21 protein-coding genes and 1 tRNA gene are annotated in these 22,715 nt (G+C 67.8%); 17 read left to right on the forward strand and 5 right to left on the reverse strand.

Annotation, left to right across the window (positions count from 1 at the left end; translation table 11 throughout):
• Positions 1 to 19: 19 nt before the first annotated feature.
• A complete protein-coding gene (gene rpmA, locus EOINJALH_RS22485; protein WP_088284318.1) occupies positions 20 to 277 on the reverse strand; it encodes a 50S ribosomal protein L27 in 258 nt (85 codons plus the stop codon).
• Positions 278 to 308: 31 nt separating this feature from the next.
• Positions 309 to 620 (reverse strand): 50S ribosomal protein L21, encoded by a 312-nt coding sequence (rplU, locus tag EOINJALH_RS22490; protein ID WP_088284320.1) that lies wholly within the window; start codon positions 618 to 620, stop codon positions 309 to 311.
• Positions 621 to 803: 183 nt separating this feature from the next.
• Between rplU and ispB the strand changes: the two genes are divergently transcribed.
• From ispB to EOINJALH_RS22550, 12 genes are all read left to right on the forward strand, one after another.
• Positions 804 to 1,787 carry an octaprenyl diphosphate synthase gene (gene ispB, locus EOINJALH_RS22495; RefSeq protein WP_404872788.1) on the forward strand — a complete coding sequence of 328 codons (984 nt, stop codon included), beginning with the start codon at positions 804 to 806 and terminating at the stop codon, positions 1,785 to 1,787.
• Between the two features lie 35 nt (positions 1,788 to 1,822).
• Positions 1,823 to 1,899 (forward strand) — tRNA-Pro (locus EOINJALH_RS22500).
• A 167-nt stretch (positions 1,900 to 2,066) separates the two neighbouring features.
• The gene (gene pilB / locus EOINJALH_RS22505) at positions 2,067 to 3,785 is read left to right on the forward strand and encodes a type IV-A pilus assembly ATPase PilB (protein ID WP_199873455.1); all 1,719 of its coding nucleotides are present in this window, start codon (positions 2,067 to 2,069) and stop codon (positions 3,783 to 3,785) included.
• A gap of 52 nt (positions 3,786 to 3,837) precedes the next feature.
• Complete coding sequence (locus EOINJALH_RS22510; protein ID WP_088284322.1) at positions 3,838 to 5,058, forward strand: type II secretion system F family protein; 1,221 nt, start codon at positions 3,838 to 3,840, stop codon at positions 5,056 to 5,058.
• A gap of 5 nt (positions 5,059 to 5,063) precedes the next feature.
• Positions 5,064 to 5,996 carry an A24 family peptidase gene (locus tag EOINJALH_RS22515; RefSeq protein WP_088284324.1) on the forward strand — a complete coding sequence of 311 codons (933 nt, stop codon included), beginning with the start codon at positions 5,064 to 5,066 and terminating at the stop codon, positions 5,994 to 5,996.
• Positions 5,978 to 6,613, forward strand: a complete 636-nt coding sequence (gene coaE / locus EOINJALH_RS22520) for a dephospho-CoA kinase (protein WP_255407135.1) — start codon at positions 5,978 to 5,980, stop codon at positions 6,611 to 6,613. Before EOINJALH_RS22515 ends, coaE begins: the two co-directional genes overlap by 19 nt.
• Positions 6,614 to 6,673: 60 nt before the next feature.
• Positions 6,674 to 7,429: a cell division protein ZapD gene (zapD, locus tag EOINJALH_RS22525; RefSeq protein ID WP_088284326.1), complete on the forward strand. Its 756-nt coding sequence runs from the start codon at positions 6,674 to 6,676 to the stop codon at positions 7,427 to 7,429.
• 17 nt (positions 7,430 to 7,446) lie between these two features.
• The gene (locus EOINJALH_RS22530) at positions 7,447 to 7,647 is read left to right on the forward strand and encodes a DNA gyrase inhibitor YacG (RefSeq protein WP_088284328.1); all 201 of its coding nucleotides are present in this window, start codon (positions 7,447 to 7,449) and stop codon (positions 7,645 to 7,647) included.
• A 235-nt stretch (positions 7,648 to 7,882) separates the two neighbouring features.
• On the forward strand, positions 7,883 to 8,173 hold the full coding sequence (groES, locus tag EOINJALH_RS22535; protein ID WP_088284330.1) for a co-chaperone GroES: 291 nt from the start codon (positions 7,883 to 7,885) through the stop codon (positions 8,171 to 8,173).
• Positions 8,174 to 8,219: 46 nt separating this feature from the next.
• Positions 8,220 to 9,866 carry a chaperonin GroEL gene (groL, locus tag EOINJALH_RS22540; protein ID WP_088284332.1) on the forward strand — a complete coding sequence of 549 codons (1,647 nt, stop codon included), beginning with the start codon at positions 8,220 to 8,222 and terminating at the stop codon, positions 9,864 to 9,866.
• 131 nt (positions 9,867 to 9,997) lie between these two features.
• Positions 9,998 to 11,518, forward strand: a complete 1,521-nt coding sequence (locus EOINJALH_RS22545) for a DUF1631 family protein (RefSeq protein ID WP_088284334.1) — start codon at positions 9,998 to 10,000, stop codon at positions 11,516 to 11,518.
• Between the two features lie 76 nt (positions 11,519 to 11,594).
• A complete protein-coding gene (locus EOINJALH_RS22550) occupies positions 11,595 to 13,931 on the forward strand; it encodes a patatin-like phospholipase family protein (RefSeq protein WP_234413989.1) in 2,337 nt (778 codons plus the stop codon).
• Between the two features lie 143 nt (positions 13,932 to 14,074).
• On the opposite strand, the gene yihA is transcribed toward EOINJALH_RS22550, so the two are convergent.
• Positions 14,075 to 14,770 (reverse strand): ribosome biogenesis GTP-binding protein YihA/YsxC, encoded by a 696-nt coding sequence (yihA, locus tag EOINJALH_RS22555; RefSeq protein ID WP_088284336.1) that lies wholly within the window; start codon positions 14,768 to 14,770, stop codon positions 14,075 to 14,077.
• A gap of 48 nt (positions 14,771 to 14,818) precedes the next feature.
• Here yihA and EOINJALH_RS22560 point away from each other — a divergent pair, with 48 nt between their 5' ends.
• The 5 genes from EOINJALH_RS22560 to EOINJALH_RS22580 all read left to right on the forward strand — a co-directional run bounded on the left by EOINJALH_RS22560 (position 14,819) and on the right by EOINJALH_RS22580 (position 20,924).
• Positions 14,819 to 15,433 carry a cytochrome c gene (locus EOINJALH_RS22560; protein ID WP_088284338.1) on the forward strand — a complete coding sequence of 205 codons (615 nt, stop codon included), beginning with the start codon at positions 14,819 to 14,821 and terminating at the stop codon, positions 15,431 to 15,433.
• 181 nt (positions 15,434 to 15,614) lie between these two features.
• Positions 15,615 to 17,738: a cytochrome c biogenesis protein ResB gene (locus tag EOINJALH_RS22565; RefSeq protein ID WP_234413990.1), complete on the forward strand. Its 2,124-nt coding sequence runs from the start codon at positions 15,615 to 15,617 to the stop codon at positions 17,736 to 17,738.
• Entirely contained in the window at positions 17,735 to 19,096 is a 1,362-nt protein-coding gene (gene ccsB, locus EOINJALH_RS22570) for a c-type cytochrome biogenesis protein CcsB (protein ID WP_088284340.1), read from the forward strand. Before EOINJALH_RS22565 ends, ccsB begins: the two co-directional genes overlap by 4 nt.
• A 135-nt stretch (positions 19,097 to 19,231) precedes the next feature.
• On the forward strand, positions 19,232 to 20,215 hold the full coding sequence (gene msrP / locus EOINJALH_RS22575) for a protein-methionine-sulfoxide reductase catalytic subunit MsrP (RefSeq protein ID WP_088284342.1): 984 nt from the start codon (positions 19,232 to 19,234) through the stop codon (positions 20,213 to 20,215).
• Positions 20,216 to 20,294: 79 nt separating this feature from the next.
• On the forward strand, positions 20,295 to 20,924 hold the full coding sequence (locus tag EOINJALH_RS22580) for a sulfite oxidase heme-binding subunit YedZ (RefSeq protein WP_088284344.1): 630 nt from the start codon (positions 20,295 to 20,297) through the stop codon (positions 20,922 to 20,924).
• On the opposite strand, the gene EOINJALH_RS22585 is transcribed toward EOINJALH_RS22580, so the two are convergent.
• Positions 20,914 to 22,206 (reverse strand): TRAP transporter large permease, encoded by a 1,293-nt coding sequence (locus EOINJALH_RS22585; RefSeq protein ID WP_088284346.1) that lies wholly within the window; start codon positions 22,204 to 22,206, stop codon positions 20,914 to 20,916. The two genes, EOINJALH_RS22580 and EOINJALH_RS22585, sit on opposite strands and share 11 nt — an antisense overlap.
• Positions 22,203 to 22,691 (reverse strand): TRAP transporter small permease, encoded by a 489-nt coding sequence (locus tag EOINJALH_RS22590; protein ID WP_234413991.1) that lies wholly within the window; start codon positions 22,689 to 22,691, stop codon positions 22,203 to 22,205. The genes EOINJALH_RS22585 and EOINJALH_RS22590 overlap by 4 nt, the downstream gene beginning before the upstream one ends.
• Between the last annotated feature and the right edge of the window lie 24 nt (positions 22,692 to 22,715).

The following is a 22,715-nucleotide window of genomic DNA, read 5'->3' on the forward strand; positions in this document are numbered from 1 at the left end:
GGCCTGGGAGACGTGAACGTCAGACCGGCTTCACGAACACCGTCTGCCGGTTCATCGAACCCTTGACGGCGAACGACACCTCGCCGTCGACCAACGCGAACAGCGTGTGGTCGCGGCCCATGCCGACATTGTCGCCGGCGTGGAAACGCGTGCCGCGCTGGCGCACGATGATCGAGCCGGCCGGGACGGTCTGGCCACCGAAGACCTTGACGCCCAGCATCTTGGGTTGCGAATCGCGGCCGTTGCGGGTTGAGCCGCCGCCTTTTTTCTGTGCCATGGTGCAGAACTCCTTGAATTCAGGTGGCGGATCAGACGCTCACGGCGTTGATCTGCAGCTCGGTGTAGGTCTGGCGGTGACCGCCATGCCGCTGATAGTGCTTGCGGCGACGCATCTTGAAGATGCGCACCTTGTCGTGCTTGCCGTGCGACACCACCGTGGCTTTCACGGCAGCACCGGCCACCAAGGGCGTCCCGATCGTCAGGTCTGCACCGTTGCCGATGGCAAGCACCTGGTCGATCACGATCTCTTGGCCCACGTCCGCTGCTATCTGTTCTACCTTGATCTTTTCGCCGGCAGCAACCTTGAACTGCTTGCCACCGGTTTTTATGAGCGCGTACATAAGTGCCTCTTTGAAAGTGCTGTTGCTCTCTCGCGACCTGCATGGCCGAAAGAACCCGGGAGTGTAGCATGCGTGGCGACCCGCTCAAACCGCCTGAGTGGCGGGATCGCACTGGCGCAGGAAGCCCCTGGCCGCACTGCGCGCCTCCCTATAATTTCGCTCATCTTTAACCCCACGCCCCCCGTGACCGACCCCACCGCAACCGCCTCGGCCGCCGCCGACCCGATGGCCGCCGAGATGCAGCGGGTGGACGATGTGATTCGGCGCCGCCTGGCGTCCGAAGTGGTGCTGATCAATCAGATCTCGCACTACATCGTCAGCGCCGGTGGCAAACGCATCCGACCGCGCCTGGTGCTGCTGACCGCCGCTGCGCTTGGATTCAACGGTCAGGAGAAATACGAACTGGCCGCCACGGTCGAGTTCATCCACACCGCGACGCTGCTCCACGACGACGTGGTCGACGAATCCGACCTTCGGCGAGGCCGCAAGACCGCGAACGCGCTGTTCGGCAACGCCGCCAGCGTGCTGGTCGGCGACTTCCTCTACTCCCGCGCCTTTCAGATGATGGTCAGTGCGGGCCGGTTGCGCGTGCTGGACGTGCTCGCCGATGCCACCAATGTCATCGCCGAAGGTGAAGTCCTGCAGTTGATGAACATGCACGACGCCGACCTGTCGGTCGACGATTACCTGCGCGTCATTCGGTTCAAGACGGCGAAGCTGTTCGAGGCGAGCGCGCAACTCGGTGCCGTGCTGGCTGACGCGCCCGCGGACGTGGAGCGCTCGTGCGCCAACTTCGGCCGCGCCCTGGGCACCGCGTTTCAACTGGTCGACGACCTGCTCGACTACGAGGGCGACACCACCGCCCTGGGCAAGAACGTCGGCGACGACCTGCGCGAAGGCAAACCCACCCTTCCCCTGCTGCTGGCCATGGAACGCGGCACGCCGGACGAGCGGCAGCTCATCCGCCACGCCATCGAGCATGGCGAAAGCGAGCGGCTCGCGGAAATCATTGCGATCGTGAGGCGAGTCGGTGCCATTCAGGCCACGCGCGACGCGGCCCGCATCGAAGCGGCAAAGGCCCGTGACAGCATCTGCACGTTGCCAGACGGACCTGCCCGCGAAGCTCTGCTAGAATTATGCGTTCGCTCGGTAGAGAGGTCTTCTTGACCGGGCGATGAAGGCCCCGGAAGGGGCCTTTCCATCGGGGTGTAGCTTAGCCTGGTAGAGCGCTACGTTCGGGACGTAGAGGCCGGAGGTTCGAATCCTCTCACCCCGACCAGGATTTCACGGTGATCATCCGGCCGAGCGCGCATGGCGCGCCGGCAACGCAGCCGTAACGGCTCGTGAACTAGCGCCGGATCAATCGTCTGTTCGGGTTTACAGTGCCACTTGGATGGGGGATCATGATTTGATCCCCTTTTTTTGTTGTCGCTGCTCGAATCCTCTGTGGATACCCTGGTCGAAACCTCGCCCCAATCAGCCCTCTCCGGCGTGGCCCGCGTGCTCGTGCACGCTGGGCGGCTGTCGAGCAAGGCGGCAGAGGACCTGTCCAAGTCTGCCCTCGAACGAAAAATCGGGTTCGTGTCTGCCGTCATCGCGTCGGGAGCCGTGTCTCCCAGCGACCTGGCGCACACCTTGTCGGCCTCGCTGGCTCTGCCGCTGCTGGACCTGAACGCGGTCGACGCCGAGCGCATGCCCAAGGGCGTGATCGACGGCAAGCTGGCGCAGCAATACCAGGTCGTGGTGCTGGGCCGCAGGGGCAACAGGCTCTTCATTGGTGGCGCCGACCCCACCGACCAGGAGGCCACCGAGCGCATCAAGTTCGCCACGCAGCTGACCCCGGAATGGGTCATCGTCGAATACGACAAGCTCGCCCGCATTCTCGAGGCCCAAGGCACCACCGCGGCCGAAACGCTGGAGAACATCACCAGCGGGGATTTCGAGTTCGACGTCACCGAGGAAGATCCGAACCAGGAGAGCGCCGAGGTCGCCACCGAGGTCGAGGACGCTCCGGTCGTGCGCTTCTTGCAGAAGATGCTGATCGACGCGATCAACATGCGCGCCTCCGACCTGCACTTCGAGCCTTACGAGAGCACGTACCGCGTGCGGTTCCGCGTCGATGGCGAGTTGCGCGAGATCACCCAGCCCCCGGTGGCCATCAAGGACAAGCTGGCCTCGCGCATCAAGGTCATCAGCCGCCTGGACATCGCCGAGAAGCGCGTCCCGCAGGACGGCCGGATGAAGCTGAAGTTCGGTACCAAGGCCATCGACTTCCGGATTTCCACGCTGCCTACGCTGTTCGGCGAAAAGATCGTGATCCGGATCCTCGACCCCTCCAGCGCCAAGCTGGGCATCGAGGCACTCGGCTACGAGAAGATCGAGAAGGAACGGCTGATGCTCGCCATTGGGCGACCGTACGGCATGATCCTGGTCACCGGCCCGACGGGCTCGGGCAAGACCGTCTCGCTGTACACCTGCCTGAACATCCTCAACCAGCCCGGTGTCAACATCTCCACCGTCGAGGACCCGGCCGAAATCAACTTGCCCGGCATCAACCAGGTCAACGTGAACGACCGGGCAGGGCTGACTTTCGCGGCCGCCTTGCGCTCGTTCCTGCGCCAGGATCCGGACATCATCATGGTCGGCGAAATCCGTGACCTCGAGACGGCCGACATCGCGATCAAGGCCGCGCAGACCGGCCACATGGTGATGTCCACACTGCACACCAACGATGCGCCCGCCACCCTGACCCGGTTGCTGAACATGGGCGTCGCCCCGTTCAACATCGCCTCGAGCGTCATCCTGATCACCGCGCAGCGGCTGGCAAGGCGCCTGTGCGAGATGTGCCGGCAGCCCGCCGACTACCCCCGCGAGGCCCTGCTGCGGGCAGGCTTCAAGCCCGAAGACCTGGATGGCTCCTGGAAGCCCTACCGTGCGGTCGGCTGCTCCGCATGCAACAGCGGCTACAAGGGGCGCGTGGGCCTGTACCAGGTGATGCCGATCACCGAAGCACAGCAGCGCATCATCCTGGCCGAAGGGTCGGCCATGGACATCGCCGAACAAGCCAAGAAAGACGGTGTGCGCGACCTGCGCCAGTCCGGCCTGATCAAGGTGCGGGCGGGCATGACGACCCTCGAAGAGGTGATCGCCGTCACCAACGAATGACCACCCGTACGACCCGGGTGGATTGCTGACAGAAGACTGGAGTCCGAAAGCCATGGCGACTGCTGCAGCCGCGAGAAGTGTCAAGGAGATGGTCTTCGAGTGGGAGGGCCGAGACAAGAACGGGAAGATCGTGCGCGGAGAGCTCCGTGCCGGCGGCGAGGCAGCCGTCAGCGCCAGCTTGCGCCGGCAGGGCATCCTGCTCACCAAGGTCAAGAAGCGCCGCACCAGCGGCGGCAGTTCGGTCAAGCAGAAGGACATCGCCCTGTTCACGCGGCAGCTCGCCACGATGATGAAGGCCGGCGTGCCCTTGCTGCAGTCGTTCGACATCGTCGGCCGGGGCGCGACCAATCCCCGGTTGACGCGCCTGCTCAACGACATCCGCTCCGACGTCGAGACCGGCACCAGCCTGTCGGCGGCGTTCCGCAAGCACCCGATGCACTTCGACGCGCTGTATTGCAATCTGATCGAGGCCGGTGAGGCCGCGGGCATTCTGGAGGCTTTGCTCGAGCGCCTGGCGATCTACCTCGAAAAGTCGCTGGCACTGAAGAGCAAGATCAAGTCGGCGTTGATGTACCCGATTTCGGTCATCGTCGTCGCTTTCCTGGTGCTCGTGGTCATCATGATCAAGGTCATTCCGGCATTCAAGGACGTGTTCAAGTCCTTCGGTGCCGACCTGCCGGCACCGACGCTGTTCGTCATCGCGCTGTCCGAGTTCTTCGTCGCCTACTGGTGGATCGTCTTCGGCATCCTGATCGGTGGCGGCTACTTCTTCTTCGAGAGCTGGAAGCGGTCCGAGAAGATGCAGACGTTCATGGACCGCCTGCTGCTCAAGATCCCGATCTTCGGCTCGCTGATCGACAAGGCCGTCATCGCCCGCTGGACACGCACGCTGTCCACGATGTTCGCCGCTGGCGTTCCCCTGGTCGAAGCGCTCGACTCGGTCGGCGGCGCGTCGGGCAATGCCGTGTACGCGCAAGCCACTCAACAGATCCAGCGTGACGTGTCGACGGGCTCGTCGCTGACCACCGCCATGCAGTCGACAGGTGTCTTTCCGAACATGGTGCTGCAGATGACCTCCATCGGCGAAGAGGCCGGCTCCCTCGATCACATGTTGTCCAAGGCGGCCGAGTTCTACGAAGAAGAGGTCGACGACATGGTCAAGGGCCTGTCCAGCCTGATGGAGCCCATCATCATCGTGATCCTGGGGGTCATGATCGGCGGCATCGTCATCGCGATGTACCTCCCGATCTTCAAGCTCGGCGCCGTGGTCTGAACCCGATGGCGCCCGAAGCGATCGACTGGCTGCTGTCGCCGCCAGCCCTGGCTGTGCTGGGGTTGATGATCGGCAGCTTCCTGAACGTGGTCATTCACCGCAAGCCGGTGATGCTCGAGCGACAGTGGCTAACCGATGCCGCGCAGTACCTGCAGGACGACCAGGCGATGGCCCGCGTGCTGGGTCCGGCCAAAGGGCCGATCGGGCAGTTGGCGGCCGTGGGGCGGTCGCTCGAGGCCGACCTGCAACGCCTGCCCGCGCTCAGCCTGTCGAAGCCGCGCTCGCGCTGCCCCAGTTGCGGCCATGGCATCGCCTGGCACGAGAACATCCCCGTGCTCGGTTGGCTGCGCCTGCGGGGGCGCTGCTCGGCCTGCGGCACCCGGATCTCGGCGCGGTACCCCCTGGTGGAGGCGCTCACCGGGGCGCTGTTCGCGGCCATCGCGATCAAGTTCGGCCCCGGCGCGGCAACGGTGGTGTACTGCGTGGCCGGCGCGATGATCGTTGCCGCGGCGTTGATCGACCTCGACACTACCTTGCTGCCGGACGACCTGACGCTGCCGCTGATCGGCCTGGGCATCGTCGCCGCCTGGCAGCAGTGGATTCCGGTGTCCCTTCCGGATGCCGCGCTCGGGGCCTTCTTCGGCTACTTCGCGCTGTGGGCGGTCGCTGCGCTCTACAAAGCCGTGCGACACGTCGACGGCATGGCCGAAGGCGATTTCAAGCTCCTCTCCGGGCTGGGCGCCCTGCTCGGCTGGCAGGCCCTGCCCGCGATCATCCTGCTGTCGTCGGTGGTGGGTGCTGCCGTGGGCATCTTCATGATTGCCGCACGCGGACACGAGCGGAGCATACCGATCCCGTTCGGCCCTTACCTGGCCGGCGGTGGGATCTCCGCGCTGTTCTTCGGCGCCGCATTGGCCAAGTGGTTCCTGCAGACCTGATCCGGCGGCCTGGACCCGATCGCCTGGGTCTGACTGGCGGCATCGGCAGTGGCAAGAGCACCGTCGGCTCGATGCTGGTGGCCCTGGGGGCCACCCTGGTCGACACCGACGCGATCGCACGTGCACTCACCGGCCCCTCGGGCCGGGCCATGGACGCGGTGGCAGAGGCCTTCGGCCACGGCCTTGTCGGAGCCGATGGCGCCCTCGACCGCGCCCGGATGCGCGAGATCGTGTTCTCCGATCCCAGCGCCAAGCGCCGGCTCGAAGCGATCCTCCATCCCATGATCGGCCTGGAAGCCATGCGGCAGGCCAACGAGGCCGCCGGCGTGGTTGTCTTCGACGTGCCCTTGATGACGGAGTCCAGCCACTGGCGCGAGCGTTGCGACCGCCTCGTGGTGGTCGACTGCCCCACCGACACCCAGGTGCGCCGCGTCATGGCCCGATCGGGCTGGGACGAAACCCAGGTGCGCAGCGTGATCGCCCAGCAAGCCACGCGAGAGCGGCGCAGGGCGATGGCCGATGCGGTGATCCACAACGACGGCCTGTCGATCGACGAACTCCGCCTGCAGGTCGAGCGGCTTTGGGCGCATTGGTTCGGGCACGACTCGGCGCTGTGAAACAATCCCGGTCGTCGGCCGATCCTCATCGCGTCCGGCAGGCTGAAGAGGGATCCCGCCTTGGTTCTGTACGAGTACCCGTTCAACGAGAGCATCCGCACGATGCTCAGGCTGGAGCACCTGTTCGACCGCCTCGGCGTGATGCTGGCACGCGACGAGCCGGTCGATCACCATTTCGCCCTGGTGACGATGTTCGAGATCATCGACGTGGCGTCGCGCGCCGACCTCAAGTCGGACCTGCTGAAAGACCTTGAACGCCACCGCAGCCAGTTCATGGCCTACCGCAGCAACCCGCAGGTCTCGCAGACTGCACTCGACGCGGCCATCGGTGACATCGATCGCTGTTTTTCCGCGCTGAACCTGCAGACTGGCAAGGCGGGCCAGTCGCTGTCCGGCAACGAGTGGCTGATGGCGGTGCGCAGCCGCATCAGCATTCCGGGCGGCACCTGTGAGTTCGACCTGCCGGCGTACTACGCATGGCAACAACTGGACAGCGGCCAGCGGCGCATTGACCTTCAGGGTTGGACGTCTACGCTGATGCCGCTGGCCCACGCACTGAAGATGCTGCTGCGCCTGCTGCGCGAGACAGGCTCCCCGCACAAGGTGATGGCGGTCGGCGGCCACTACCAGCAAAGCTTGCCGCAGGGCAAGGCCTACCAGCTCTTGCGCCTGCGCATCGACGGCGAACTCGGCCTGGTGCCTGAGATCAGCGGCCATCGCCTGATGGTGTCCGTGCGAGTCATGCGCGGCGATGCCGAAGGCCGCCTCCGCACGGTGACCGAGACGGTGCCGTTCGAATTGACACTGTGCGCCTGACCCGCCGGCGAGCCGCCATGACCGACGCCCCCGCGCCCAAGGCGCCCATGGTGCCCTGCCCCACCTGCCAGACGCTGACGCGGTTTGCACCCGACAACCCATGGCGCCCCTTCTGCAGCCAGCGCTGCCGGAGCGTCGACCTGGGCGCCTGGGCCAGCGAACGCTACCGCGTGGCCGCCAAGCCGCCGGCTGACGAGGACGACGGCCCCGCCAACTGACGCACCGCGTCGACCGCCGCCCTTCGGCGTTCCCACAGGCCGTCTGCTGTCGGCGTACTCCACCCCCCCTTGAAGATCGCGCGACGGCCCCTATAATCAGTTTGCTAGCACTCGACGGGTTGGAGTGCTAACAACCGCCGGGCAGTTCTGCCGGGGCGGTCAATCTACAAGTGAATGGGTGCTCGCTTTCGAGCATCTGCTTGCCACAGCTGATTTCGACATCAAAGGAGATGTGATGAAACTTCGTCCGTTGCACGATCGCGTGATCGTCAAGCGCCTGGAACAGGAAACCAAGACCGCCTCGGGCATCGTCATCCCCGACAACGCCGCCGAGAAGCCCGACCAGGGTGAAGTGCTGGCGGTTGGACCCGGCAAGCGCAACGACAAGGGCGACTTCGTGGTCCTGAACATCAAGGTCGGCGACCGCGTCCTGTTCGGCAAGTACAGCGGCCAGACCGTCAAGGTCGATGGCGACGAACTCCTGGTGATGCGCGAAGAAGACCTCTTCGCCGTGGTCGAGAAGTAATTCTCCCCCGCCCCCATCCAACCACACTGAATCCGGAGAGATACACATGGCAGCAAAAGACGTCATCTTTGGCGCTGACGCCCGTCACCGCATGGTCGAAGGCGTGAACATCCTGGCCAACGCGGTCAAGGTCACGCTTGGTCCCAAGGGCCGCAACGTCGTCCTCGAGCGTTCGTTCGGCGCCCCCACCGTCACCAAGGACGGTGTCTCGGTGGCCAAGGAAATCGAGCTGAAGGACAAGCTCCAGAACATGGGCGCGCAGATGGTCAAGGAAGTCGCTTCCAAGACATCCGACATCGCCGGCGACGGCACCACCACCGCCACCGTGCTGGCCCAGTCGATCGTGCGCGAAGGCATGAAGTACGTCGCCGCCGGCATGAACCCGATGGACCTGAAGCGCGGCATCGACAAGGCGGTCATCGCCCTGGTCGCCGAGTTGAAGAAGCAGTCGAAGGCCACGACGACGAGCAAGGAAATCGCCCAGGTCGGCACCATCTCGGCCAACAGCGACGACGAAGTCGGCACCATCATCGCCCAGGCGATGGACAAGGTCGGCAAGGAAGGCGTCATCACCGTCGAAGACGGCAAGAGCCTGAACAGCGAGCTCGACGTCGTCGAAGGCATGCAGTTCGACCGCGGCTACCTGTCGCCCTACTTCATCAACAACCCCGAGAAGCAGTCGGCGATCCTGGACAACCCGTTTGTCCTGCTCTTCGACAAGAAGATCAGCAACATCCGCGACCTGCTGCCCACGCTGGAGCAGGTGGCCAAGGCCGGCCGTCCGCTGCTGATCGTGGCCGAAGAAGTCGAGGGTGAGGCCCTGGCCACGTTGGTGGTCAACACCATCCGCGGCATCCTGAAGGTCTGCGCCGTCAAGGCCCCGGGCTTCGGCGACCGCCGCAAGGCCATGCTGGAAGACATCGCCATCCTGACCGGCGGCAAGGTCATCGCCGAGGAAGTCGGCCTGACGCTCGAGAAGGTCACGCTGGCCGACCTGGGCCAGGCCAAGCGCGTCGAGATCGGCAAGGAAAACACCACGCTGATCGACGGCGCCGGTGCCGCAGCCGACATCGAAGCCCGCGTCAAGCAGATCCGCGTGCAGATCGAGGAAGCCACCAGCGACTACGACCGCGAGAAGCTGCAAGAGCGCGTGGCCAAGCTGGCCGGTGGTGTGGCCGTCATCAAGGTCGGTGCCGCCACCGAAGTCGAGATGAAGGAAAAGAAGGCGCGTGTCGAAGACGCCCTGCACGCCACGCGTGCCGCGGTGGAAGAAGGCATCGTGGCCGGTGGCGGCGTGGCGCTGCTGCGCGCCCGTCAGTCGGCTGGCACCATCAAGGGTGACAACCACGACCAGGACGCCGGCATCAAGATCGTGCTGCGCGCGATCGAGCAGCCGCTGCGCGAGATCGTCGCCAACGCCGGCGACGAGCCGAGCGTGGTCATCAACAAGGTCATGGAAGGCAAGGGCAACTACGGCTTCAACGCCGCCAACGGCACCTATGGCGACATGATCGAAATGGGCATCCTGGACCCGACCAAGGTCACCCGCACCGCGCTGCAGAACGCCGCCTCCGTGGCCGGCCTGATGCTGACGACCGAGTGCATGGTCGCCGAAGCGCCCAAGGAAGAGTCCGGCGCCGGTGGCATGCCTGGTGGCATGGGCGGCATGGGCGGCATGGGCATGGACATGTGATGTCGCGCGGTCCGACGCTGGCGGCTTCGGCCACCGGCATCGACCAAGGAAAGCCGCCTTCGGGCGGCTTTTTTCATGGCTACAGGTCGACGGCTGGCGCACCATAATTCCAGCGCTGTCCCTTAGCGCCCATGAAAACCCGGCCCAGCCTCCAAGATTTCGTCGACGACGAGTTGTTGCGTGCACCGCTGGCCTTCGACACGGTGGTCGACGCCGTGCTCGAGCAATGGCGCCGCGCCTCGCCGGCCTCGTCGCGCTGGGATGCCGACGAGGTGCGTGCGCTGCACAACCACCGGCGCGAGGTCGTGCGCGACGCGATGCTGGGGCTGCGTGCGCAGGTGTCCGCCGAAATCACCGGCACGCCAGCACCCCGGCGAGCTGCGCCGGCCACAGCCGCGCCGGCCCGCCTCGAACTTTCGTTGATCGGCGACGACGAGATCAGTGCCGACATCGAGGTGTCGCGGGCCGTCGAACGCATCAAGTCGGCCGCCGAGTTCGAGTTGCGCGAACTGCAGGCCTACACCTCGGCGCTGGTCGACGACGTGAACGTCGCCCGAGACACCAATCCGTTCAGGCCCGAGGCCTACGTGCGGGCGCTGTGGTCCGGCGTCCAGGGCGTGTCGATGCCCAGGGCGCGCCAGGCCGCGTTCATGCGCGACGCCGCCGAGCCGATGGCCAAGGCCCTGCGCCAGGGCTACGCCGCCGCCTGCAGTCGCCTGGAGGGCCAGGGCATCGAGCCCGCGGCGCACCGCACCATCGTGCTCAGCGTCACCAGCCGCGGCGGTACCTTGTACCCAGCCCAGGCGTCCGAGTCCCTCGAGGAGATCCGCGACAGTCTGCCGATGCCACTCGACGAGCCGGTGCCGGCCCGGGCCACCGCCCGGCCGCCGACCCTGTCGCCCAGTGAGGCGGCGATTGACCAACGTCTGATCGAGCTGTTATCACGCCTGTTCGACGCGATCCAGTCCGACACCCGGCTGTCGCCGTCCACGGTGTCGCTGTTGCTGCGCCTTCAGCCGTCGGCCTTGCGCGTGGCCCTGCGCGACACCGGCATGCTGCAGGCCTACGACCACCCGGTCTGGCGCTTCATGGACGTGCTGGCCTTCGTCATCGACAGCGTGCCGGCCAGCGCCGCAGAGCGTTGTCTGTCGCACTGCCGCCAGTTGATCGACCACCTCGTCGCCGACGGCAACGCCGACGCGGCGCGTTTCGACTGGGCCACCGGCCGCCTGATGGCCTTCGATCGGCACCTGCTCGAACAAAGCATCGCCGCCGCGCGCCCCGACATCGAGCGCTTGCGGTCGACCGCCGACGGCGGCGACCCGCCCATCGACGTCGGCAACCTCGACACCGTGCCGGCCGAGTTGATGAGCGACGAACCGCTGCCCACACCGTCCGCCCCTGACCTGCACCCCGGCCACCGGGTGCGCATCTACCTGCATGGCGACTGGCGCTTGCTGCAGGTGCTGTGGGTCGATCCGGTCGCCGATCTCTGGCTGCTGCGTGACACCAGCACCGACCAGCCCTGGGCCCTGCGCCGCAGCGCGCTCGAGCGCCTGGCCGCTGAGCGCCTGGCGTTGCCCTGGCGGCCGCGCTCGCTGGTGCGGGTGGCCGCCGGCCAGGTGGCACGGGCCATCCCGCCTGCGCGCTGAGCTTCCGCGTTACGCGCGACGGCGCCCCGTGCGCGGGCGCGTGCCGGCATGGGCGCGGCCCGGCGAGAATGGCTGCATGCACCGACGGACCCGATCCCTGCCCAGTGCCGCAGCGCTCGCCGCACGGGTCGTGGGGCAGGCGTGGCGCCTGGTGGCGTGGGGCCTGTGCCTGTTGCCGACGCTGATGGCGCCGGCGGCAGCCGCGGACGCCGTCCCGGGTCCGTCCCATGACGCCCGCCAGGACACGCGCCCGGACGCCCGACCGGCGCGACCGCGCATCGGCCTGGTGCTGTCGGGCGGCGGCGCACGCGGGCTGACCCATGTCGGCGTGCTCAAGGTGCTGGAAGAGCTGCAGGTGCCGATCGACGTCATCGCCGGCACGTCGATGGGCGCCATCGTCGGCGGCCTGTACGCCAGCGGCATGCGCGCCGACACGCTGGAGCGCGAACTGCTGGCCATCCGCTGGGAAGAGGTGTTCGCCAACCGCATCGAGCGCCCGCAACTGTCGCAACGCCGCAAGGAAGAAGACTTCGAGATCTCACCGCTGATCGAGCTCGGCATGCGCCAGGGCGAACTGCGCACGCCGCAGGGCGCGGTGTCCAGCCGCGGGCTCGAGTCGCTGCTGCGGCGCTACACCCTGCCCGTGCGGCACGTGGACAGCTTCGACATGCTGCCGATCGCCTTCCGCGCCGTGGCCACCGACATGGAAACCGGCCAGGCGGTGGTGATGGACCGCGGCGACCTGGCGATGGCCATGCGCTCGTCGATGAGCGTGCCGGGGGTGTTCTCGCCCACCGAGCTCGACGGTCGCATCCTGGGCGACGGCGGGCTGGTCGACAACACGCCGGTGGCGGTGGCGCGATCGCTCGGCGCCGAGGTGGTCATCGTCGTCAACATCGGCACGCCACTGTCCGCGCGCGACGCGCTGGGCTCGGCGGTGGGCCTGACGGCGCAGATGATCAACATCCTCACCGAGCAGAACGTGCAGCGCAGCCTGGCCCTGCTGGGGCCGCGGGACGTGCTCATCGCACCGACGCTCGGCGGGCTCACGGCCGCCGATTTCGCCGAGGTGCGGCACTTCATCGGCCTGGGCGTGGCCGGTGCCCGCGGGCGCAGCGACCGCCTGGCCGCACTGGCCGTGGGCGGCGAAGAGTACGCCGCCTGGCGGGCCCGTCACGGCACGCCGCGGCTGACCGCGCCCGACCTGGCCTTCGTGCGCATCGAAGGCACAGCATTCACCAACCCCGAGCGGCTGCAGGCCATGCTCGAATCGAAGCCGGGCCAGGTGTTCGACGCGGCCCGCGCCGAGCGCGACGCCAAACGCCTGGCCAGCGGCGGCGACTACACCCGGGCCGACTACCAGCTGGCACGCGAAGGCGGCCTCGACGGCCTGGTGTTCGACCTCGAGGACAAGCCCTGGGGGCCCAACTACCTGCGCGCCGGCATCGATCTCAGCACCGACTTCCGCGGCCGCAGCGCCTTCAACCTGAAGATCAGCCACAACCGCCACTGGCTCACCCGCAACGGCACCGAGTGGCGCAACCGGGTGCAGATCGGCGAGGTGCCCACGGCCTTCACCGAGCTGTACCACCCGCTGGCCTGGACGTCCTCGCGCGCAGATGACTGGTTCGTCGCCGGCTACGCCGGCCTGGAACGGCGGCGCCTGTGGCGCTACGGCGCCGACGATGGCGAAGAGCGCGCGCTGTTCCGGCGCGTCCAGCTCACGACCGGGGTCGACCTCGGGCAGCCCTGGGGCGAGTTCGGCGAGTTGCGCCTGGGGTGGTCCCGCCTGGCACTGCGCACACTGCCGCTGCTGGTCGGCACCGACTACACCGGCATCACCGAGCGTGTGCGCTGGATCGAGGACGCCCTGCGCGCCCGCGTGGTCGTCGACCAGCTCGACTTCGCCAGCTTTCCGCAGCGTGGCTACCGCGCCGAAGTCGACGCCTGGGTGGGCCGGCGCAGCGGCGACCTCAGCGGGCGCTTCGGCCGCGTCGAGGCCGAGGGCCAGGCCGTGCGCACCTGGGGCGCCCACACCCTGAGCATCTATGGCCTGCTGCAGATGGCCGACCAGCGGCAAAACCTCGAGATCGAGCGCTACAGCCTGGGCGGCTTTCACCAGCTCTCGGGCTACCAGCCCGGCCAGCTCACGGGCAACGACACCCTGCTGCTGCGCCTGACCTGGTACCGGCGCCTGTCGCAGACACCCGCGCTGACACGCGGGTTCTTCGTCGGCGCCACGGTGGAGGCGGGCAACGCCTGGGCCGACCGCGCCGCCATGCGCCTGAACGACCTGCGCACGGGCATGAGCGTGTTCATCGGTGCCGACACCGGTGTCGGGCCGCTGTACCTCGGCGTGACCTATGCCCCGCGGGGCAGTGCCGGGCTGGCCCTGTTCATCGGTCGACCATGAGCCCGCAGGCCTTGCCGAGGGGTCATTCCCGCGTGGCGGGACCGGCCGCAGGCCGTAGGGTGCACCAATGAGCCGGTCTCCCGGCCGATGGCCGGGACCATGCGCTCAGGGGCCGAGGCCGAGCGACGCGGCCTCGGTCAAGCTCAGGCCTGCGGCCCCCGCGCGACCGGCTTGCCGACCCATGCGCGCAGCATGCAGGCCGCATCGCCCAGGCCCTTTCGCGACAGCGCAGAGAACAGCGACACGCCGATGTCCGACTCGTCGGTCGCCACCTCCGCCAGCACCGTCTGGGCGTCGACCAGGGCGCGCTCCGACTCGGTTCGGTTGAGCTTGTCGGCCTTGGTCAGCAGCACCAGCAGGCGCACCTCGCCCGAGCCGACGCGGGGCGCGACAAAGGCCAGCAGTTGCCGGTCCAGCGGCGTGAAGCCGTGGCGCGAATCGACCATCATGACGATGCCCGACAGCGAGTGACGGTGCTCCAGGTAGTCGGCCATCACCTGCTGCCAGCGCAGCTTGGCGCCGCGCGCCACGGCCGCGTAGCCGTAGCCGGGCAGGTCGGCCCACAGCGTGTCGGGCGCATCGGCCGGGCCCAGTTCGAAGAGGTTGATGTGCTGCGTGCGGCCAGGCGTCTTCGAGGCGAAGGCCAGCCGCCGATGCTGCGCCAGCGTGTTGATCGCGGTCGACTTGCCGGCATTGCTGCGCCCCACGAACGCGACCTCCGGCAGACCCGGCGGTGGCAGCTGGTCGAGCCGGCTTGCGGTGGTCAGGAAACGCGCGCTCTGGGTCCACGCCAGCGCCTCGCGTTCGATCGGGTCCAACGGTTTGGTAGGGGAACTCATGGAGCATTGTAAAATCCGCCGGTTTGCCCCCTCCCAAGGTCCCTCGACATGAAGTCGCTGCTTGCCCTGACACTGCTCACCGCACTCCTCGCCCCCGCCTTTGGCGCCGACGCCCCTGCGGCAGCCAAGCCAGACCTGGCCAAGGGCCAGGAGAAAGCCCAGATGTGCGCAGCGTGCCACACCTCTGATGGCAGCCGCGGCACCCCGGCCAACCCCATCCTGGCCGGTCAACACGCCGACTACCTCGTCAAGCAACTGACGGAATTCAAGGCCGGCAAGCGCGCCAACCCGATCATGAGTGGCATGGCCGCAACGCTCACCGACGAGGACATGCGCAACGTCGCCGCGTTCTACAGCAGCAAGCAGGCCAAGCCGGGTGCCGCCAAGAACGCCGACACTGTGACCCTGGGCGAAAAGATCTACCGCGGCGGCATCGCCGCCAAGCAGGTGCCCGCGTGCGCCGGTTGCCACAGCCCCACCGGTGCCGGCATCCCTGCCCAGTACCCGCGCCTGGCCGGCCAGCACGCCGAGTACACCGAGGCGCAACTGGTGTCCTTTCGCGCCGGCCAGCGTGGCAACTCTGCGCAGATGGTCTCCATCGCCGCCAGGATGAGCGACAAGGAAATCAAGGCCGTGGCCGATTACATGGCCGGGCTGAACTGAGCTTCGCCCGCCACGCGTCCCGCACAGGGCCGGTCGATGACCGGCCCTTTGTCATTGAGCGCCGGTGGATGACCAGCCCTTTGTCATTGAGCGCCGGTCGATGACCAGCCCTTTGTCATTGAGCGCCGGTCGATGACCGGCCCTTCTTCATTGCAGACCCCGAGCCGGGATAATCCGCGCCATGTCCTCCGCCCCATCCGGCACCGACGGCACGCCGCGGTCGCCTGCCCTGCGCGACGCGGTCGAACTGCTGTCGTCGATGCGTTTCGCGATCGCGCTGCTGAGCCTGATCTGCATCGCCTCGGTCATCGGCACGGTCGTCAAGCAGCATGAGCCCTACACCAACTACGTCAACCAGTTCGGGCCGTTCTGGGCCGAGGTGTTCGGCACGGTGGGGCTGTACCAGGTCTACAGCGCCTGGTGGTTCCTGCTGATCCTGGCCTTCCTGGTCACCTCGACCAGCCTGTGCATCGCCCGCAACACGCCGAAGATCCTCAACGAGCTTCGCAGCTACAAGGAACACCTGCGCGAGCAGGCGCTGGCGGCCTTCCACCACAAGGCGCAGGGGCAACTGGCCATGCCGCCGACCGCCACCCTGCAGCATGTCTCCGGCCTGCTGGCCAAGCGCGGCTGGCAGGCGCGCGCACAGGTGCGCCCGGACGGCACCATGGTCGCCGCCCGCAAGGGCATGGCCAACAAGATCGGCTACCTGTGCGCCCACTCGGCCATCGTGCTGATCTGCTTGGGCGGCCTGCTCGACGGCGACCTGATCGTCCGCGCGCAGATGGCCCTGCTCGACAAGCGCGCCTACAGCGGCGCCGGGCTGATCAAGGACGTGCCGGCGCAGCACCGCCTGTCCGCGCGCAACCCCACCTTCCGCGGCAACCTGCTGGTGCCCGAGAACGGGCGCGCCGGCACTGCGGTGCTGAGCATGGCCGACGGCGTGCTGCTGCAGGACCTGCCCTTCGACATCGAACTGAAGAAGTTCATCGTCGAGTACTACGACACCGGCATGCCCAAGCTGTTCGCCAGCGAGATCGTCATCCACGACCACGAGACGGGCCAGGCGGTGCCGGCCACGGTGAAGGTGAACGAACCGGCGCACCACCGCGGCATTGCCATCTACCAGAGCAGCTTCGACGACGGCGGCTCGCGCGTCGAGATGCGCGCCTGGTCGATGGACGGCCGCGGCAAGCCCTTCGACATGGCCGGCACGGTGGGCGAATCGACGCCACTGTCGAGGGCCGAGGGCGTGGAAAAGCTGACGCTCGAGTTCAGCGGCCTGCGCGTGATCAACGTCGAGAACCTGGCCGGCACGGCAGCCGACGAAGGCGCCACCGACGTGCGCAAGGTCGATCTCGTCGGCTCGTTCGAAAAGCACCTGGGCTCGGGGGCCAAGGGCGGCGGCGACAAGATGCTGCGCAACATCGGTCCGTCGATGAGCTACAAGCTGCGCGACGCCAGCGGCCAGGCGCGTGAGTTCAACAACTACATGGTGCCGGTCGAGATGGAAGGCCAGCGCGTGTTCCTGGCCGGCGTGCGCGACACGCCGGGCGAGCCGTTCCGCTACCTGCGCATCCCCGTCGACGCCGAGGGCAGCATCGAGGGTTGGCAGCGGCTGAAGGCCGCGTTGCACGACCCGTCGCTGCGCGACCAGGCCACCAAGCGCTACGTGGCCCAGGCCACGCCGCCCGGCAAGCCCGAGATGGCCGAGGCCCTGCTGGTGACGGCCCGCCGGGCGATGGCCCTGTTCGCCGGCGAATCGTTCGGCGCGCAGGCCGCCGAGCCCGGACCGCACGGCGGGCTCAACGCGCTGGCGCAGTTCATCGAGGCCAGCGTGCCCGAGGCCGAGCGCGCGCGCATCTCCGAGGTGCTGCTGCGCATCGTCAATGGCAGCCTGCATGAGTTGTCCGGCCTGGCGCGCGAGCAGGCCGGCCTGAAGCCGCTGCCCGACGACGAGGCCACGCAGCGCTTCATGCGCCAGGCCGTGCTGGCCTTGTCGGATGCCGCGTTCTACCCCGCCCCGGTGCTGCTGATGCCCTCCGGCTTCACCCAGGTGCAGGCCAGTGTCTTCCAGTTGGCACGCGCACCGGGACAGAAGCTCGTGTACCTCGGCGCGGTGCTGTTGATCATCGGCGTGTTCGCCATGCTCTACATCCGCGAGCGGCGCCTCTGGATCTGGCTGCAGGCCGACGACGGCGGGGGAACTCGCCTGCGCGCCGCGTTGTCCACCACGCGGCGCACGCTCGATGCCGATGCCGAGTTCGAGGCGCTGAAGGCCGAACTGTTGAAGGAACCCGCATGAACACCACCACCGCCCCCGAGACGATGACCCTCGGCCAGCCCGGCCTGATGTCCCGCCTGGGCCGCCGCAGCGCGCTCGACTGGCTGTTCGCGCTGCTCGTGATCGGCGGTGCCGGCTATGCCTTCCAGCGCTACCACGCGTCGATGGACGGCTACGAAAAGGCCATCCTCGTCGGCAGCGTGCCGGCCCTGGTGCTGCTGGGCTGGCTGTGGGGCCCGCTGCGGGCGCTGGCGCTGGCGGTCGGCGCCGCCACGCTGGGGGCGATCGCGATGTACAGCCAGGTCAGCGACGCCTTCGGCGCCGACCTGTCGCGCGCCGACCAGGTGTTCCTGCTGAAGTACTTCCTGTCGAGCCAGAGCGCCATCCTCTGGATGGGCATGCTGTTCTTCATGGCCACGGCGCTGTACTGGATCGGCTTCTTCGTCGGCCAGGACGACAACACCGCGCAGCGCCTGGCCACGCGGCTCACCTGGTCGGGCGTCTTCATGGCCCTGGTCGGCACCATGGTGCGCTGGTACGAGAGCCACCAGATCGGGCCCGACATCGGCCACATCCCGGTGAGCAACCTCTACGAGGTGTTCGTGCTGTTCTGCTGGCTCACCGCGCTGTTCTACCTGTTCTACGAGCAGCACTACCGCACCCGGGCGCTGGGCGCCTTCGCGATGCTGATCGTCAGCGCGGCCGTCGGCTTCCTGCTCTGGTACACCGTGGAGCGCGGTGCGCAGGAGATCCAGCCGCTGGTGCCGGCCCTGCAGAGCTGGTGGATGAAGCTGCACGTGCCGGCCAACTTCATCGGCTACGGCACGTTCGCGCTGGCCGCGATGGTGGCCTTCGCCTACCTGGTGCAGCGGCAGGCCGAGGAAACGCGCTGGTGGAAGCTGGCCCCGCTGGGCCTGTTCGGCCTGGTGCTGTGCTTCGAGCCCATCGTCTTCCGCACCGCCAAGCTCAGCACCTCGGCCAGCTACTGGGCGGTGTACGCCGGCATCAGCCTGCTGATCGTCGGCGGCATCCTGGCCTCGCGCCGGCGCATTGCCGCCCGACTGCCCGGGCCCGAGGTGCTGGACGACCTGATGTACAAGGCCATCGCGGTGGGCTTCGCCTTCTTCACCATCGCCACGGTCCTGGGCGCCTTCTGGGCCGCCGAAGCCTGGGGCGGCTACTGGAGCTGGGACCCGAAGGAAACCTGGGCCCTGATCGTCTGGCTCAACTACGCCGCCTGGCTGCACATGCGCCTGATGAAGGGCCTGCGCGGTGCCCCGTCGGCCTGGTGGGCGCTGTCGGGGCTGGTGATCACCACCTTCGCCTTCCTGGGCGTGAACATGTTCCTGTCGGGTTTGCACTCGTACGGCGAGCTGTGACCCGGCCGGGCCGGGCGGCGCCCGGCCCGGCCGCGGCGGGGTCAAGCACCCTGCCGAGGCCGCATTTGTCCGAGACTGTGTAACCTGGGGGCAGGGCCAGCGAAAGAGGCTCTGTCATCTCTCATCGGAGTCCCCATGTCCCACCCCAGCGAACGCGGGTTCGTCCACCCGACACCGTCCGAGATCACGCCACGCGCGGCCTACGACGGCCGCCGGCGCTGGCTGCAGCAGGTGGCCGCGGGCGCACTGGGTGCAGGTCTCGCCGGCTGGGCCGCGCGCGACGCGCTGGCCCAGGCCAAAGGCGCACCGCTGGTCGGCGCCAAGAGTGCGGTGGCTGGCGCGGTGACGATGGAAAAGCCCACCTCGCGCAACGATGCCACCACCTACAACAACTACTACGAATTCGGCACCGACAAGTCCGATCCTGCCCGCACGGCCCACACGCTGAAGCCGCGGCCGTGGACCGTGGCGGTCGAGGGCGAGGTGAAGAAGCCCAAGGTCTTCGACCTCGACGAACTGCTCAAGCTGGCGCCGATGGAAGAGCGCATCTACCGCCTGCGCTGCGTCGAGGGCTGGTCGATGGTGATCCCCTGGGTGGGCTGGTCGATGGCCGAGTTGATCCGGCGCGTCGAACCCACCGGCAACGCCAAGTTCGTCGAGTTCGTGACCCTGGCCGACCGGGCCCAGATGCCGGGCCTGCGCTCATCGGTGCTCGACTGGCCCTATGTCGAGGGCCTGCGCCTGGACGAGGCCATGCACCCGCTGACGCTGCTGGCCTTCGGCATGTACGGCGAGGTGCTGCCCAACCAGAACGGCGCGCCCGTGCGGCTGGTGGTGCCCTGGAAGTACGGCTTCAAGTCGGGCAAGTCGATCGTGAAGATCCGCTTCGTCGACAAGCAGCCCAACACCGCGTGGATGAAGGCCGCGTCGTCGGAGTACGGCTTCTATTCCAACGTGAACCCGAAGGTCGACCACCCGCGCTGGAGCCAGGCCACCGAGCGCCGCATCGGCGAAGAAGGCGGCCTGTTCGCCAAGAAGCGCCCGACGCTGATGTTCAACGGCTACGAGCCCCAGGTGGGGCAGTTGTACGCCGGCATGGACCTGGCCAAGCAGTTCTGACGGCCCGGCCACCGCCGCGCGCCGCCTGCCCCGCCAAGGCACAGGGCCGGCGCGGCGGCGACCGCCACCCCACGACCTGATGAACAAGCTGCTGCTGCACCCGGCCACCAAGCCGCTGCTCTTCGCGCTGGCGCTGCTGCCTTTCGCGCACCTGCTGTGGGGCGCCATCGCCGACACGCTGGGTCCCAACCCGGCCGAGGCCCTGGTGCGCGGCACCGGCGACTGGGTGCTGCGTTTCCTGTGCCTCACACTCGCGGTGACCCCGCTGCGCGAGTGGACCGGCTGGTCGGCACTGGCCCGGCTGCGCCGCATGATGGGCCTGTTCACCTACTTCTACGGTGTCCTCCATTTCACGTGCTATGCGTGGCTGGACATGTCGTTCGACCTGGGCGACATCGCGCGCGACATCCCCAAGCGCCCGTTCATCCTGGTCGGCACGCTGGCCATGCTGCTGATGACGCCGCTGGCGGCCACCTCGTTCAACCGCGCCATCCGCGCGATGGGCGCGAAGCGCTGGCAGCGCCTTCACCGGCTGATCTATGCGATCGCGCTGCTGGGCCTGCTGCACTTCTTCTGGATGCGCGCGGCCAAGGCCGACTTCGGCGAATGGTCGGTCTATGCGGCCGTGGTGGCCCTGCTGCTGGGCTGGCGGCTGTGGCGCTGGCAGCAGCGCCGCCGGGCCCGCGCGGCCGCGCCGGCTACTTCATGAAGCCCGGCAGCCACAGGGCCAGCGGCTGCACCTCGAGCACCAGCACCACGGCCAGCCCGAGCATGGCCACGAACAGCCACACGCCGCGGAAGATCTGAGACAGCGGCACGTCCTTCAGCAGGGCATTCAGGACGAACAGGTTCATGCCCACCGGCGGCGAGATCAGGCCGATCTGCACCACCAGCACGATCAGCACGCCGAACCACACCGGGTCGAAGCCCAGGCCGGTGACGATCGGGAAGAACACCGGGATGGTCAGCAGCACCATCGACAGCTCTTCCATGATGGTGCCGAGCAGGATGTAGATGACCATCATCGCCCCGACCACCATCACCGGCGACAGGCCCATCTCGAGGATCCAGGCCTTGAGGTCGCCCGGCATCGTCGTGAAGTTGACGAAGCTCGAGAACAGCATCGCGGCGATCAGGATGGTGAACAGCATCGCGGTGGTGCGGGCGCTCTCGACCAGCACCTCGTAGAGGATGCGCAGCGTCAGCGCACGCCGCGCCAGGGCGAAGAAGAAGGCGCCCGAGGCCCCGATGCCGGCCCCCTCGGTGGCCGTGAAGACACCGCCGTAGATGCCCCCCAGCACCACGATCACCAGCAGCGCCACGCCCCAGATGCCACGCACCGCCTGCCAGCGCTCGGCCCAGGTGGAGCGCTGGCCGGCCGGCCCGGCGTTCGGGTCGCGCCAGGTGATCCAGGCCACGCCCAGCATCATCAGCCCGGCGCACATCACCCCCGGGATCACGCCGGCGGCGAACAGCTTGCCGATGTTGGTTTCGGTGACGATGCCGTAGATGACCATGATGGTCGACGGCGGGATCATGATGCCCAGCGTACCGCCGGCGGCAATGACGCCGGTGCTCAGGTAGTCGGCATAGCCGAGCTTCTTCATCGGCGGGTAGGCCACCTTGGCCATCGTCGCCGCGGTGGCGATGGACGAGCCGCAGATGGCCCCGAAGCCCGCGCAGGCGATCACCGTGGCATGCGCCAGGCCGCCGCGCAGGTGGCCGATGAAGGCGTAGGCGGCGCGGAACAGCTCGTGCGCCAGGCCGGCCCGCGCGACGAAGTTGCCCATCAGGATGAACAGCGGCACCACCGACAGCGTGTAGGCGAAGCCGGTGTCGTAGACCACCTGTGCCGCGTTGGCCATGGTGGGTGGCCAGCCGCGCAGCAGGCCCAGGCCGACGAAGCCGACCATGCCCATCGCGAAGGCCAGCGGGATGCGCAGCACCGCCAGCACGAACACCGCGATGAAGCCCAGCAGCGCGTCGGTCACGGCGTGGTCTCGTCGACGCCAGCGTGGTGGTGCGCCACCGGCTGCAGCATCAGCAGGCCGTGCACCAGCGCCGTCACCACGCACAGCACGCTCATCACCCAGACGAAGGGGCCGAGCGGCAACTTCAGCTGCGCGGAGATGTCGCCGTACTCGATCATCTGGCTGCCCTTGGTCCACATCAGCCACGCGATGCCCAGGAGCGCGAGCATGCTGATGCCGTCGACGATGGCCTGCTGCACGCGCCGCACGGCGGGCGGGATCCAGCGGTCGAGTGAATCGAACACCACGTGCTCGCCCTGCAGCGACACCAGCGGCAGGCCGGCGAAGATGACGACGACCATCAGCAACTCGGTCAGCTCGAGCGAGCCCGGCACCGACGTCGACAACAGCTTGCGCCCGCCGACGTCGACGAAGGTCAGCGCCATGATGGCGAACAGCGCAACCGCGGCCAACAGGCCGCAGAGCGTGGCGAGCAGGCGCCTCAAGGGACGGGCCGGCGCGGCGGGAAC

Source organism: Ideonella sp. A 288 (genome assembly GCF_002198735.1).
GTDB lineage: Bacteria > Pseudomonadota > Gammaproteobacteria > Burkholderiales > Burkholderiaceae_C > Pseudaquabacterium.

What these genes read in the sequence shown, in the direction of transcription:
- rpmA (WP_088284318.1), bottom strand. Translation starts at nt 277, where the DNA reads ATGGCACAGAAAAAAGGCGGCGGCTCAACCCGCAACGGCCGCGATTCG.
- rplU (WP_088284320.1), bottom strand. Translation starts at nt 620, where the DNA reads ATGTACGCGCTCATAAAAACCGGTGGCAAGCAGTTCAAGGTTGCTGCC.
- EOINJALH_RS22510 (WP_088284322.1), top strand. Translation starts at nt 3,838, where the DNA reads ATGGCGACTGCTGCAGCCGCGAGAAGTGTCAAGGAGATGGTCTTCGAG.
- EOINJALH_RS22515 (WP_088284324.1), top strand. Translation starts at nt 5,064, where the DNA reads ATGGCGCCCGAAGCGATCGACTGGCTGCTGTCGCCGCCAGCCCTGGCT.
- EOINJALH_RS22530 (WP_088284328.1), top strand. Translation starts at nt 7,447, where the DNA reads ATGACCGACGCCCCCGCGCCCAAGGCGCCCATGGTGCCCTGCCCCACC.
- groES (WP_088284330.1), top strand. Translation starts at nt 7,883, where the DNA reads ATGAAACTTCGTCCGTTGCACGATCGCGTGATCGTCAAGCGCCTGGAA.
- groL (WP_088284332.1), top strand. Translation starts at nt 8,220, where the DNA reads ATGGCAGCAAAAGACGTCATCTTTGGCGCTGACGCCCGTCACCGCATG.
- EOINJALH_RS22545 (WP_088284334.1), top strand. Translation starts at nt 9,998, where the DNA reads ATGAAAACCCGGCCCAGCCTCCAAGATTTCGTCGACGACGAGTTGTTG.
- EOINJALH_RS22550 (WP_234413989.1), top strand. Translation starts at nt 11,595, where the DNA reads ATGCACCGACGGACCCGATCCCTGCCCAGTGCCGCAGCGCTCGCCGCA.
- yihA (WP_088284336.1), bottom strand. Translation starts at nt 14,770, where the DNA reads ATGAGTTCCCCTACCAAACCGTTGGACCCGATCGAACGCGAGGCGCTG.
- EOINJALH_RS22560 (WP_088284338.1), top strand. Translation starts at nt 14,819, where the DNA reads ATGAAGTCGCTGCTTGCCCTGACACTGCTCACCGCACTCCTCGCCCCC.
- EOINJALH_RS22565 (WP_234413990.1), top strand. Translation starts at nt 15,615, where the DNA reads ATGTCCTCCGCCCCATCCGGCACCGACGGCACGCCGCGGTCGCCTGCC.
- ccsB (WP_088284340.1), top strand. Translation starts at nt 17,735, where the DNA reads ATGAACACCACCACCGCCCCCGAGACGATGACCCTCGGCCAGCCCGGC.
- msrP (WP_088284342.1), top strand. Translation starts at nt 19,232, where the DNA reads ATGTCCCACCCCAGCGAACGCGGGTTCGTCCACCCGACACCGTCCGAG.
- EOINJALH_RS22580 (WP_088284344.1), top strand. Translation starts at nt 20,295, where the DNA reads ATGAACAAGCTGCTGCTGCACCCGGCCACCAAGCCGCTGCTCTTCGCG.